Consider the following 13,578-nt stretch of genomic DNA (forward strand, 5'->3'; position numbering starts at 1 on the left):
TATTTATTGCAATGCCATGCGTAGTTCGTCTTCTATTTCAACGTGATTATTTGGACGCTTTTGTGCATCAAGTTGGCTTCGATCAATATTCCAGTTTTTCTCGATGATTCCGTTTTTAATCATAAGAATTCTGTCAGAAAGTCTTACTGCTTCGGAAATATCGTGCGTGACCATTATCGTGGTCCAGCCATGTTTTTGCCTTAGATTATCAAGCAAATCTTGCATGTCTAAACGAGTTAAAGCGTCTAATGCTCCGAAAGGCTCGTCTAAAAGTAGTAATTCAGGATTATGAACTAAAGCTCTAGCTAATGAGACTCGTTGGGCTTGACCACCTGAAAGTTCTGATGGCCATTTCGAACCATAATTATTAAGTTGCATATCGTTAAGAGCTTTTTCTGCAATAGATTTTAGTTCTGATTTGTTTCCTTGCATGCCGAAAACTACGTTCTTACTTACTGTTAGCCATGGTATTAATCTTGCATCTTGGAAACCTATTGCTTGATGTTGTGTGACGTTTATTGTTCCAGAATCAGGTTTGATTAATCCTGAAATAACTTTAAGAAGAGTGGTTTTTCCGCATCCTGAGCGTCCTATTAGAGATACGAATTCGCCTTTTTTAATATTTAGATTTATATCTCGTAATATTTTAGCGTTATTTTTAAAAGTCACGCCAATATGTTCTAGAGTAACGCAGTAAGAGTTATCTTTAGTCTCATAGTTTTCTTCTATTTGAGTGTTCATATTTACTCCTACTGCGTTGCTTTAAATCATGTTTATATAATCTTGTTATATAACTTTGTTTTAATTTTGATTAATCAGTTATATATTATTTTATTTTGATATTTTATTTTGTTTTTTATGAATATGTGTTTTATGGATAAATGAATTAATTTACTTTGTGCAATCCATTACAGAATCTTTCAAATTCTTTGGAGCTTGCTTAATTAAACCATATTTCACGTATTCTTTAGCCTGAGTTTCCATCATTTTCAAACCTTTTTCATCGATTGGACGAATAGTTGGATTGTCAAACTTTTCAATTTGCTTAATAATAGTTTCGCTTGCTCCGAGCTGCTTGTAAGCGTTTCCAATAACATTGTTTTCTTTATGAGACTTTTCTGCTTCGCGAACAAGAGCCTTGTACATCTTCTTAACAAGATCTGGATGCTTTTTGGCAAAGCTCTTAGAAACAATGTGAATAGTAACGTTCATATTGCCGTACTTTTTAGCATTTACAAGCAATTTTGCGCCTGGAGTTGTCATTGCTGCAGCAAGATTCTGATCGAATGAGGAAATTGCGTCAATCTGTCCAGAAGTAAATGCTGCCTGGAAGTTCTTAGGGTTCATCTCAACTTTGTTAACTTTAGAAACGTCTAAACCGCTTTTATCAAATGCGCGGTGAAGCATGTAATCGCCAGTGTCACCGTTGTGAATAATAGCAACTTTCTTACCATATAAGTCTTTTAGTGTTTTCACTCCGCTTTTTGCGGATGCAACGATTCCTTGAGAATCACCATTGTAATATTCGAGCGCAAAAGCTACCCATGGCTGTCCTTCAGCAATCAAATCAATGAAGCGTCCAGTTCCAGTAGTTGTAGCATCTGCATTTCCGCTCATCACGGCAGTAAGACCGTCAACTGGAGTGTAAGGACCAGTGTAAGTTACTTTAGATTTTCCAAATTCTTCTTGAAGGAATTTCTCATTTTTCAAAGTAGTTAGATAATTTGCTGTAGAAAGATAAGCAACTCTCATAGTTCCAGCATCTTCTTTTGAAGAAGCGTTTGATGATTTTTGTGAGCTTCCGCAAGCTGCAAGAGATACAGTTGCACAAGCAGCGCAGATTAATGCAATAATGCTCTTTTTAGAAAATCGCATTTTTAAATTGGCCATGATATACAGCTCCTTTTGTTTGTTGTTTTGTTTGTTGTTTTGTTTGTTGTTTTGTTTATCTGTTGTTTGTTTGGTTGTTGTTATTTGGTTGTTGAATCTAAATATTGACTAATTCTTAAAAAGCAATTTAATGCATTTTAAAAAGTAGTTAACTTTAGAAAAATGTTGATATTACTAGATTATTGGCGTGATTTTTTATTTAATCTGCGTTCAGGTATAAGAAGATACTCTAATATGTTTGCAGTAAGCTCAGATCCAAGACCTGCAATTGCGTACATAATAACGCATGCCATCATTTGATCTGGTCTAAAGAATTCTTGTGCTCTTGAAAGAATGTATCCAATTCCAATAGAAGAATTAACTGTTTCGCAAGTCACTAATGCAACCCATGCTACAGATATTGCAAATCGCAAACCTGTCATAAAACTTGGAAGTGTGCCGCGAAGCAAAATAGATATAAAAATAGTAGATTTTTTAACGTGATAAACCTGCGCTAATTCAAGAAGTTTTGAATCAATATTACGAACTCCGTCGCGAATATTAACGTACATAGGTCCAAAAACACCGACAGCTATAAGTGCTATTTTCATCGTTTCATCTATTCCGAGGAAAATTATTAATATTGGAGCTAAAGCCGGGAATGGGATTGACCTCAACATGTGGCTTGGTTTATCAACTACAATATTGCCAAGCTTACTGCCTCCTGCAAGTATTCCTGCTGGAACAGCAAAAATAATTCCTAACAAAAGTCCTAAAAGAACTCGTAAAATACTTATTCCTAAGGATTTTAATAATATGCCTTCGTTGTTTAAATCAATAAAAGCTTGTATTACTTCATATGGGGATGGCAAAGAACGGTCTTCGGTTGGAGAAAGAGTTGTGAAAAACCACAAAACCAAAATGAGGATAGTTGAAATCCACACTTTACATGAAGATACCGCTTTAAATGCAATCTTCAATATGTTCTTCGCTTTATTAGGCGAACTGTAAGTCATGCGACAATCCCTTCGATAGTTTTAGCTATATCAGGTTCAACGAGTGTATTCTCAGCGCAACACTATATGTATTGTTGTTTGGCACGATGTAGTTGCGCACCCCGTGTCTGAGGTCATTATCACTTAAGGGTATGGACAAGTATATTTTAAATCGATATTTATAAACGATATTACTTAAAAATATACAATTGGCTCATATGACTCGAGTTAAATCAAAATATTGTGAACGTTCACGGCATAAATACGCTGGTACTCAATATAACGTCCATAAAATGCACTAATCTTAAAAGAGTCATCACAACCCATAGGTATAAAGGAGTAGTTGTGGCAGCTATTGAAAGCGTATATGCACGCGAAATTTTGGATTCTCGTGGAAATCCTACTGTTCAGGTTTATTTGGAGACCGAAGATGGCGCTCAGGGTATTGGTTTAGTGCCTTCTGGTGCTTCTACTGGTGAGGCTGAAGCTTGGGAACGTCGCGATGGCGACAAGTCCCGTTATCAAGGCAAGGGCACGTTGGAAGCTGTTAAGGCTGTCAACGAGGTAATCGCACCTAAGGTTATTGGCATGGATGCCACCGATCAGCGCGCTCTTGATGAAACAATGATTGAGCTTGATGGCACGCCAAACAAGGGCAAGCTTGGTGCTAACGCAATTCTCGGCGTTTCTCTCGCTGCTCTCTACGCTGCTGCTGAGTCTGCTCAGCTTCCGTTGTACCGCTACATTGGCGGCACCAATGGTCACATTCTTCCAGTTCCAAACATGAACATCATGAACGGTGGTGCTCACGCTGATTTCGCAACCGATATTCAGGAGTACATGATTTCTCCTTACGGTTTCGCAACCTACAGCGATGCTTTGCGCGCTGGTGTTGAGGTTTATCACACCTTGAAGAATGTTTTGAAGAAGGAAGGCTTGGCTACTGGTCTTGGCGACGAAGGTGGCTTCGCTCCAAAGATGAAGTCCAATGAGGATTCCTTGAAGTACATCATGGATGCAATCGCAGCCGCTGGCTACGAGCCAGGCAAGCAGATTGGTATTTCTCTTGACGTTGCTTCTTCTGAGTTCTACAACAAGGAAACTGGTAAGTATCGTTTTGATGGCGAAGAGCGCGAATCTGCTTACATGCTTGATTACTACGAGAAGCTCATCAACGAGTATCCAATCGTTTCCATTGAAGATCCATTCCAGGAAGAAGGATGGGATGATTGGGCAGAAATCACCAAGCGTCTTGGTGATCGTTTGCAGTTCGTTGGCGATGACTTGCTTGTCACCAATCCAAAGCGTTTGGCTAAGGGTATTGAGCTTGGTGCAGCTAACTCCTTGCTCGTGAAGTTGAACCAGATTGGTTCCGTCACCGAAACCCTCGACGCTATTGAGCTTGCAACTAAGAACGGCTTCACTTCTATGGTTTCCCATCGTTCTGGCGAGACTCCAGATACCACCATTTCTGATCTTGCTGTTGCTAAGAACACTGGCCAAATCAAGACTGGTGCTCCTGCTCGTGGCGAGCGTATTGCTAAGTACAACCGCTTGCTTGAGATTGAAGAAGAGCTTGGTTCTACCGCTCAGTATGCTGGTTACAGCGCATTCAAGGCTTGCAAGAAGTATATGAAGTAACTTTTAGTTTTAAGTAACTTAGTGGCTTCTTGAGTCTTTGAGTTTTAACGGTCAGTCGTGTTTACGGCTGACCGTTTTTCGTATATTTTAGCGATTTTTTGAAAAAATATATAAATTTTTCTAACATTACTTTTATTCTCATCAAAATAGTGCTATTTTTTATGGAAAACTAAAAACGGAAGGAGATGTTTCATATGAGAAAAGTAGCAGTTATAGGCATGGGAAACGTTGGTGCAGCAGTAGCGCATCAACTTGTTGTTGGCGGTCACGCTGATGATTTGTATCTTTATGATACTAATGAGGCAAAGGTGAATGCCGACGCATTGGATTTTGAAGATTCAATGGATAATGTGCCTTTTAACGTTAATATTACGGTTAATGATTATGAAGCATTAAAAGACGTAGAGGTAATCGTAAGCGCCTTGGGTCATATAAAGCTTTTAGACGTTCCTCATCCAGATCGTTTTGCAGAGCTTAAGTATAATCGTAAGGAAGTTGCAGAAGTTGGTGCAAAGATTAAGGCTTCGGGATTCCACGGTGTTTTAATCGACATAACAAATCCTTGCGACGCTATTTGCCAGCTTTACAAGGAAGCTACTGGTCTTCCTTACGAAAAGATTATTGGAACTGGCACTTTGCTTGATTCTGCGCGCTTGCATCGTGCAGTAGGCAAGTTCTTTGGCGTGCATCCAAAGGCTGTTAAGGGATATAGCTTAGGAGAGCATGGTGATTCGCAATTCGTTGCGTGGTCTACTGTTAAGGTCTTTGAGCAGCCTATAACAGAGCTTATTAAAGAAAAGAACATGGATTTAGACGCTATTGATGAGGAAACTCGCGAAGGCGGATTTACAGTGTTCTACGGAAAGAAGTACACAAACTACGGTATTGGTGCTGCTGCAGTTCGTTTAGTGGATGCAGTTCTTTCAGATTCTAAAGAGCAAATGCCTGTTTCTAACTATCGCGAAGAATACCATTCTTATCTTTCTTACCCAGCAATTGTTGGTAGAGAAGGAATTGTTAAGCAATGCCAACTTGACTTGACTGAAGAAGAGTTGCAAAAGTTGCAGCATTCTGCAGATACAATTTTGAGTAAAGCTCAAGCAGAATAGATAAGTCAAAAAATAAAATAACTAAAAAATACTACTTTTGAATCTAAAATATTTTACAGATTTTAGATAAAAGCGTATTGGAAAATGTCGTTGTAGGTTTAATTGCTCCTAAAGAGTGTTGAATTTACAGCGACATTTTTGTTATAAAAATTTTTTGATATTAGCTTATTTATTATTTGAATTTATAAAGTTGGCTAGTCCTAACTGTTCATGATATATACTTTTAACTATAAATTGAATTATTTTTTTGGGGGTGGAAATATGATTTCCAGTGCATACATAAGTGTTGGAAGCAATATAGGTGATAGATTACTTAATTTGCGTCAAGCTGTTTCGCTATTGAAGCAAAATTCACATATAAGCAATATTATCGTTTCTTCAGTGTATGAAACTGAACCAGTTGGTGACGTAGTGCAAGACAGTTTTTATAACATTGCTTTACGTTTGGACACTGATTTAACAGCTTTTGAATTGCTTGATTTTATTCATGATATTGAACAGCGTCTTCACAGAAAGCGCATAGTTCGTTGGGGTCCTCGAACAATCGATTTGGATATTATTGATTTTGGTGGTCAAACTATAAAAAGTGAAAATCTTACGATTCCGCACAAAGAAAGAGATAATCGCAGATTTGTATTAGTTCCTTTGCTTGAAATAAGCGCAGACGATGCAAATTATCATGAACTTATACAAGATAAGCTTAATAAAACTAGCGACACTAATTGGATTAATATTATTGAAAGTAGCGAAGTTTTTAATTAGTTTGGAATATAAATTTAGTTTTTTTAAATATGAGGTTTTAGAAAGAAAGAATACAAATGCGAATTATTGAAAGCAATTTGGAGAATGCGTCTTCTAAAAGTATTGCAGATATAGCGTTGCTGCAGGATCTTTGTGTAAATCAAAAAATTTTATGCACGTGGGAAAATATTAGCGAAAACGATTTAAGCAAAGTAGCTGATTTTCTCGATCATTTTGATACAGCTATCAAAGTTTCCGAGTCTTCTATTGACTTCATTTTGCCGCTTATTGCTCTTAAACCTTTTATGCAAGAATGCGAAAAAGCATGGTACGAAGATCAAGAATTACTTGCAAGTTTGCGCTCGATATTAAAGCAAAAAGCAATTGTGTGGAATGCAGGGCGATTCTGCTTTGATACACTTGACAAGCCGATAGTTTACGCGATTTTGAATATTACTCCTGACTCATTCTATGACGGCGGCAAGTACCAAAGTGAAGACGAGATAAATAGCCATATTAAAGAAATAGTTGAAGCTGGTGCTGATGTTATAGAAGTAGGCGGTCAAACTACAAAACCTGGCGGTTATTTAGAAATTACTCCAGAAGAGGAAATAAGTCGCGTTATACCTGCTATTAAGTATATTCACAAAAATTATCCTCAAATTGCTGTAGCAGTAGACACTTACAAGTTACCTGTAATGGAAGCTGCAATTGAAGCTGGCGTAGATATTATAAATGATGTTCGTGCGTTTGATTCTCCAGAAAAAGTAAAGCTTATGGCAGATTCTAACGTTGGATTAGTAACAATGCATAGCAATAGAGATACAGAATATGACAATTTAACAAAGGTTATGTGTCAATTCTTTAGCGATAATTTAAAAATGCTTGTTGATGGAGGAGTTGACTTAAATAGGATTATTCTTGATCAAGGAATTGGCTATGCAAAGGTTGCTGATGGTGAACAAGATTATGCAATGATGCGCAATATTAATCAATTGCATCGTTTTGGTCGACCAATACTGGTTGCGATTTCTAGAAAAGGCTTTGGTAAGAAGCTTTTTAATTTAGATAAAGAAGATCGTTTGCCTGTCACTTTAGTTGCAGAAACAGCGATGTTTATGGCTGGTGGACGTGTAATACGTGCTCATGATATTGCAGAAACAAAGCAATTAGTTGAAATGATCGATGTTATTAATAGAAATTACTGGTTTAAGTAGAAAAATTTGAATATTTTTTTGCAGTTTTGTTCGTCAGTTTTTTTAATTTTAATAACGAATAAATGTGAGTTACTGTAAATGTAGCGTGACTGTAAATGTGGCACAACAGCATTTTGCATCTAAAAGCGCGTAAGATACTAGCGGAATGTATGATGTTTTCACGTCGAATACATCAAGTAATTTAGAGAGTATGGTTATGAAAAAGCGTCGTAAAACAGCATTAGGTGAAGATGTAGCACCATTGCAACAGCGTCGACTACTTTCAGGACCACTTGTGTTTTTATTTATGGTTTTTGTAGTTACTGTTGGTTCAATTGAGTGCATTTCAACAGTTAGAAATTATGCGTTAAGCTTATCTGAGCTTCATGCACTTCAGCGTGAAGAAAGTGATTTACGTGAACAAAAACGTACGTTGGATAATAATATTGACCGATGGAAAGACAAAGCATACGTTACCGCTCAAGCTAGAGATCGTCTCGGCTTTATTTTTCCCGGTGAGCAGGCTGTTCGCGTAGAGCATCCTGAAGCAGTAACTGGAAAAGTTCCGAATGAATTTGCTCAAGAAAATAGCGAAACTAAGACTCATTCAGTCTTGCCTTGGTATAGTGACTTAATGTATGCAATACATAAAGCAGACAAACCAGATACTGTGCCATCCTTATAACATATAAACTGATAAAATATATAAACTGATAAAGTAAAAGATTATTTATTTGTAAAACAGCTTTAACAGGAGTAGAAACGCATGGCTAACAGCCAAGAAAGTTCAGATAAAATGCAGAACAGTAATAAGAAATATATTCCAGAAGAAGCTGTGAAACGTTTATTTACTACACCTGCAAGTGATGCTGAGCGTACAATTGTTGAAAAGCAACTTGGAAGATTCCCTAGAGGAATGGTAGCTGTTGGTGCGCGTTGCGTTTGTGGTAGACCTCTTGCTGTTATTACTAGACCATGCTTAGAAGATGGCACACCATTCCCAACTACATGCTACCTTACCAGTCCTGAAGCTGTAAAAGCGGTGTCTCGCGTAGAAGCAGACGGTATTATGCGAGAATATAACGAGCTATTACAATCGGACGAAGATCTGAAGAAACAATATGAGCGTGCGCATAAGTATTATTTGGAATTCCGTCATGAATTAGCTGTGTCTTTGGGGGATAGTGAAGAGCATATTAGTCAGATGAGCGCTGGTGGAATGCCAGTTCGTGTTAAATGCTTGCATGCTTTGCTCGCGCAAACATTGGTAATGGGCAAAGGTGTAAATCCGATTGGTGACATGGTGCTAGAGCGCATTAAAGATGAGTTTGATCCTAACGTGTGCCGTTGTACTACTCCGTGGAGCGATGATGCATATGCTACTGAAACGGAAGTTGTTGTGGAAGACGAAACGATTGCAAAAGATAAAACTGCAGAGGGCGAAGCTGTGAAAAGCGACACGACTACTTGTGCAGAAAAAACAGTACAGGTTGCCGCAATTGACTGTGGTACGAATTCTATTCGACTAAAAATTGCGCAAGTTTCTGAGCATGGAATGAAAGATATTGTACCTCGTATGCTTCGCGTTGTTAGACTAGGTCAGGGAATTGACGAAACTCATCGTTTCGCAGATGACGCTTTGGAGCGAGTGAGGGATGCTGCGCACGAATTTGCGCAAGTTTTGAAAGAACATCCAGTTGATGCGATTCGTTTTGTGGCAACTTCAGCTACACGAGATGCTGAAAATCGTGAGATTTTTGAACAAATGATGATTGATGAGCTTGGTGTTCGTCCTGAAGTTATTAGTGGTACTGAAGAAGCAGCTCTTAGCTTCCTTGGTGCAACAAGCGTTGTGTCTCGCGATGAGTTGCAGCCACCGTATCTCGTAGTTGATTTAGGTGGAGGTTCTACTGAGTTAGTGCTTGGAGGGGATGGGGACTGCTTGCCGGCGCACAAGGTTTCTGCAGCATACTCCATGAATGTTGGTTCTGTTAGAATGACTGAAAGGCATTTGCATACTGATCCTCCTACGGAAGAGGAAATTCAAGCTGCGATTGAAGATATTGACAAGCATATTGATGATGCTTTCAAAGTTGTCCCTGCAGGGCGAGCTCGTACTATTATTGGCGTTTCTGGAACTGTGACAACTATGGCTGCTTTGACTATGGGATTGCAGCATTATGATCATACTGCTGTCGATGGTGTGCATATTGGATTAGAGCAGGCTTATGCTGTTAATAATCGCTTTTTGCGTATGCCTAGGGACTGCAGGCGCACGTATGCGACGATTCACCCAGGGCGTGTGGATGTTGTCGGCGGTGGAGCAGTGATTTGGAGCCGTGTGTTGGAGAGATTAGCAAAAGCTGCGTATGAGGATCACGGTGGGGTTTTGGATACGTTTGTTGCAAGTGAGCATGGTTTGCTTGACGGAATTACGCTTGATTTGGGAAGAAAGTTACTCGCCACACGCTGAGCTTGTTCTTTGCTTAGATATATGGCATAATAAGTGATTGCTGCCTCTGTGGCGGAATTGGCATACGCATCAGACTTAAAATCTGACGCCCTTACGGGCTTGTGGGTCCGAGTCCCACCGGAGGCACAAACAAAGCGCTGCACAGTTTTTAGCTGTGTGGCGCCTTTTGCTTTTCTGTTGGTTTTACCTATAACCCATAATGCGTGCATGTTGACAGCTTGTGATTACATAGTTATAGACAAAGTAATTGATAATAGTGAACCCCGGCTTAGGCTGGGGTTCATTGCGTATAAGGCAAAATGCGAATGATATTGAGAAACGATATCGCCCAAATATTTTAATATTTTAGGAGGTTGGAAAGTGCATAATCATAACGATGTAATTCAAACTAACGGCACTGGTTCACGCTCAAGCAGTGTGAATGCAAATGTCAACTCTTCCGATACTAATTACAATAACGCCAACGCAGCTTCCCAAGCAGAAGCAATTCACGCAAGTCATGCACATCAGCATCGTTTGCTTCTTACGCTTTCTCTTACTGCAACTGTGTTCTTTGCTGAGGTAATTGGTTCTTTCATAACCAATTCCTTGTCGCTTCTTATAGACGCAGGTCATATGCTTACAGACATTTCGGTTCTTGCAGCTTCAACAGTTACTGCAATTCTTATGCGTCGTCGTCCAAATAGTAAGCGCACGTGGGGTTGGGCGCGTCTTGAGGTTATTACAGCTGCTGCGGGAGCTCTTATTTTACTGCTTGTAGGAGTGTATGCTCTTGTTGAAGCTGGAATGCGTCTTTTTGGTAGTGGCCATCAAGGCATTCACGATGTAAATCAGCTGCTATTCTTTGGTATCCTTGGTTTAGCTGCGAATTTAGGTTCTCTTGTAATTCTTATGTCGCAATCGCAAGACAATATGAATATGCGTGCTGCTTTTCTTGAGGTTATGAACGATGCTCTTGGATCTGTTGCAGTTGTAGTCTCAGCTATTGTAACGATGAGTACAGGTTGGGCAGGTTTTGATGCTTTAGCTGGCGGTATTATTGCGCTTCTTATGATTCCTCGTGCGTTAAAGCTTCTTAAGAATGCTGTTAAGGTTCTTCTTGAGCAGACTCCTGAAGGTCTTGATTTAAACAAAGTTCGTGAACATCTAGAGCATGTTCCTCATGTTCTTGCAGTTCATGATTTGCACGCTAGTACTGTCTCTACTGGTATGCCGATTTTTATGGCACATGTTGTTGTGGATCCTAATATGACAATGTCTCAATGCTCTCAGGTGCTTTCCCAGCTTCAGGACTGCTTGCGCGAGCATTTTCCTGTTTCTGTCTCTCACACTACTTTCCAGCTTGAGCCTAAGGGTTATACAACTTCCAGTGCTTCAGAGCATCATGAATAGAGTTTATAAGGTTTTGCTTATAAGTTTTGTTGCAATGAATGTGGCAGGTTTGCATAAATCTGTGAATGTGTATTTCCTGTGTCGTAATCGTTTTTGAAGTAAAGTTATATTTATGCCGTTAAAAGAACTAATTGATAATACTCACAGTGAGCGCGTGCGCAGACTCGTTTCTTTAGGTCGCGCAAAGTCGCATGATTTGCAGCGTTTTTTAGTTGAAGGTCCGCAAAGTGTGCGCGAAGCTGTACGTTATGCCACAGATTCGTTATGTGATATTTATGTTACTAAAGATGCTTGTGAAGGTAATGAAAAGAAAAGTTCCCAATTTTCTTCTTTGCGGGAAATAGTTAAAGAAGCTTTATCTCGATCTTGTTATGTTCATCCTGTTGAACCGAGTATTATGCAAAAAATTAGTGCTGATTCACAGGGAATTGTTGCGGTTGCTAATTCGAAATCTTTAGATGATATCTATTTTAGTGAGTTTAAAAATTTGCAACAATCAGCACAAGTAAAATCAAAAAACGATTTTAAGCCTCTTCGTATTGCAGCTTGCTGGCAGGTAAGAGATCCTGGCAATGCTGGTGCTATTATTCGCGTTGCAGATGTTGCTGGATGCGATGCTGTTGTTTTTGTTGATGATTGCGTAAGTCGTTGGAATTCTAAGCTTGTGCGTTCGACTGCAGGTTCACTATTTCATCTTCCTGTAGTGCAATTAAGCGTTCAAGACTGGTTCGAATGCGCTGCAAAATCAAATATTCGAATTATTGCAGCTGATATTTACGGAACTGACAAGATTAAACCTGTGCCATTTCCAAAAATTTTAGTCAATTCCGAGGTTATTAGCAGTTCTTTGGCTATTTTATTTGGTAATGAAGCTAGAGGCTTACCTAAAGAAGTATTGCAGCAGGTTGACGATATTTCAATAATTCCAATATATGGAAAAGCGGAATCAATGAACCTTGCAACAAGTGCAGCAGTAATGCTTATGGGCTTGGCTATGTCGAGTCATGAGCGAAAAATATAGCTTTGGGCAATATTTTGCAATATCGTATATAAACAATGAATATACGTATAACACAGATAGGAAAGGTGCTGTGACCGATAATAAGCCATTCGATATTAAAGCTGTAAGTAAAGCAGTAAAAGAAGGTATTGCTAGCGTTACAGCTGCTCAAACTATGGAAGAGCTGAAGGCTGTTAAAACTAAGTATGCTGGCGCGCAGTCAGTGATGACTGTTGCAAGTAAAGCAATTGGTTCTTTGCCTGCGGATCAAAAGAAGGAAGTTGGCAAGGTGATGTCAACTTTGCGAGCTGATTTTGGTCGAGCTTTTGCAGAAGCTACAGAGCGAATTAAAGCTGTTGAAGAGGCTAACATGCTTTCTGCAGAAACTGTAGATATGACTCTTCCAATTAATCGTAAGCCTTTAGGTGCTCGTCATCCTATTGCTCGTATTATTGAGGATTTTGAAGACTTCTTTGTGTCTATGGGTTGGCAGATTTCTGCAGGTCCAGAAGTTGAAACTGAATGGTTTGATTTTGATGCATTGAACTTTGGTCCGGATCATCCTGCGCGTCAAATGCAAGATACTTTCTACGTTCAGGGTAATCAAGCTAAGGATGCTGCAGGCTTTGTTGGTTCAAACATGGTTTTGCGCACGCAAACTTCTTCTGATCAAGTACGTGCGTTAATTGAGCGTGGAGTTCCTCTGTATATTGCTTCTCCTGGTAGAGTGTTCCGCACTGATGAACTGGATGCAACGCATACTCCAGTTTTCCATCAATGTGAAGCTTTGGCTGTAGATAAGCATTTAACAATGGCTGATTTAAAGGGTGTTCTCGATCGTTTAGCTGTTGCGATGTTTGGTCCAGATGCAAAGAGCCGCTTGCGACCAAGCTACTTCCCATTTACTGAGCCTAGTGCTGAGCTGGATCTTTGGTTCCCAGATAAAAAGGGCGGTCCAGGCTGGATTGAATGGGGCGGTTGCGGAATGGTTAACCCTAATGTGTTGAAGTCTGCAGGTTTAGATCCACAAGTGTATACCGGTTTTGCTTTTGGTGTCGGCTTGGAGAGGACTCTGCTTCTTCGTCACGATATTAACGATATGCATGATTTGGTTGAAGGCGATAAGCGCTTCAGTGAACAGTTTGTAATGGGGGAGTAAAAC

Annotated in this window: 12 protein-coding genes, 1 tRNA gene and 1 riboswitch; of the genes, 10 read left to right on the plus strand and 3 right to left on the minus strand. The window is 39.5% G+C overall.

Annotated features, from left to right (window positions below; genetic code table 11):
- Positions 1 to 3: 3 nt before the first annotated feature.
- The 3 genes from HXT57_RS02965 to HXT57_RS02975 all read right to left on the minus strand — a co-directional run bounded on the left by HXT57_RS02965 (position 4) and on the right by HXT57_RS02975 (position 2,885).
- On the minus strand, positions 4 to 741 hold the full coding sequence (locus HXT57_RS02965; RefSeq protein WP_076002795.1) for an ABC transporter ATP-binding protein: 738 nt from the start codon (positions 739 to 741) through the stop codon (positions 4 to 6).
- Between the two features lie 150 nt (positions 742 to 891).
- Entirely contained in the window at positions 892 to 1,890 is a 999-nt protein-coding gene (locus HXT57_RS02970) for an ABC transporter substrate-binding protein (protein ID WP_076002796.1), read from the minus strand.
- A gap of 179 nt (positions 1,891 to 2,069) precedes the next feature.
- Positions 2,070 to 2,885 (minus strand): ABC transporter permease, encoded by an 816-nt coding sequence (locus tag HXT57_RS02975; RefSeq protein ID WP_004111408.1) that lies wholly within the window; start codon positions 2,883 to 2,885, stop codon positions 2,070 to 2,072.
- A riboswitch (TPP riboswitch) is annotated at positions 2,875 to 2,999 on the minus strand. Its footprint overlaps the gene before it by 11 nt.
- 210 nt (positions 3,000 to 3,209) lie before the next feature.
- On the opposite strand from HXT57_RS02975, the gene eno reads away from it, so the two are divergent.
- The 10 genes from eno (at position 3,210) to pheS (ending at position 13,575) form a co-directional block, all read left to right on the plus strand.
- Positions 3,210 to 4,505: a phosphopyruvate hydratase gene (eno, locus tag HXT57_RS02980; protein WP_004111411.1), complete on the plus strand. Its 1,296-nt coding sequence runs from the start codon at positions 3,210 to 3,212 to the stop codon at positions 4,503 to 4,505.
- Between the two features lie 194 nt (positions 4,506 to 4,699).
- Positions 4,700 to 5,614, plus strand: a complete 915-nt coding sequence (locus HXT57_RS02985; RefSeq protein ID WP_012914093.1) for an L-lactate dehydrogenase — start codon at positions 4,700 to 4,702, stop codon at positions 5,612 to 5,614.
- 261 nt (positions 5,615 to 5,875) lie between these two features.
- A complete protein-coding gene (folK, locus tag HXT57_RS02990; protein WP_004119382.1) occupies positions 5,876 to 6,376 on the plus strand; it encodes a 2-amino-4-hydroxy-6-hydroxymethyldihydropteridine diphosphokinase in 501 nt (166 codons plus the stop codon).
- Positions 6,377 to 6,432: 56 nt separating this feature from the next.
- A complete protein-coding gene (gene folP / locus HXT57_RS02995) occupies positions 6,433 to 7,572 on the plus strand; it encodes a dihydropteroate synthase (protein WP_012914094.1) in 1,140 nt (379 codons plus the stop codon).
- Positions 7,573 to 7,762: 190 nt separating this feature from the next.
- Positions 7,763 to 8,236 (plus strand): FtsB family cell division protein, encoded by a 474-nt coding sequence (locus HXT57_RS03000; RefSeq protein WP_012914095.1) that lies wholly within the window; start codon positions 7,763 to 7,765, stop codon positions 8,234 to 8,236.
- Positions 8,237 to 8,347: 111 nt separating this feature from the next.
- Complete coding sequence (locus tag HXT57_RS03005; RefSeq protein WP_049762351.1) at positions 8,348 to 10,024, plus strand: DUF501 domain-containing protein; 1,677 nt, start codon at positions 8,348 to 8,350, stop codon at positions 10,022 to 10,024.
- A gap of 42 nt (positions 10,025 to 10,066) precedes the next feature.
- Positions 10,067 to 10,150: transfer RNA gene (locus HXT57_RS03010), tRNA-Leu, on the plus strand.
- A gap of 291 nt (positions 10,151 to 10,441) precedes the next feature.
- Positions 10,442 to 11,416 carry a cation diffusion facilitator family transporter gene (locus HXT57_RS03015; protein WP_421783743.1) on the plus strand — a complete coding sequence of 325 codons (975 nt, stop codon included), beginning with the start codon at positions 10,442 to 10,444 and terminating at the stop codon, positions 11,414 to 11,416.
- Positions 11,417 to 11,528: 112 nt separating this feature from the next.
- On the plus strand, positions 11,529 to 12,437 hold the full coding sequence (locus tag HXT57_RS03020; protein ID WP_012914098.1) for a TrmH family RNA methyltransferase: 909 nt from the start codon (positions 11,529 to 11,531) through the stop codon (positions 12,435 to 12,437).
- A 70-nt stretch (positions 12,438 to 12,507) separates the two neighbouring features.
- Positions 12,508 to 13,575 (plus strand): phenylalanine--tRNA ligase subunit alpha, encoded by a 1,068-nt coding sequence (pheS, locus tag HXT57_RS03025; RefSeq protein ID WP_033888768.1) that lies wholly within the window; start codon positions 12,508 to 12,510, stop codon positions 13,573 to 13,575.
- Positions 13,576 to 13,578: the final 3 nt, after the last annotated feature.

It is taken from the genome of Gardnerella sp. KA00771 (genome assembly GCF_049244045.1).
Lineage (GTDB): Bacteria > Actinomycetota > Actinomycetes > Actinomycetales > Bifidobacteriaceae > Bifidobacterium > Bifidobacterium swidsinskii.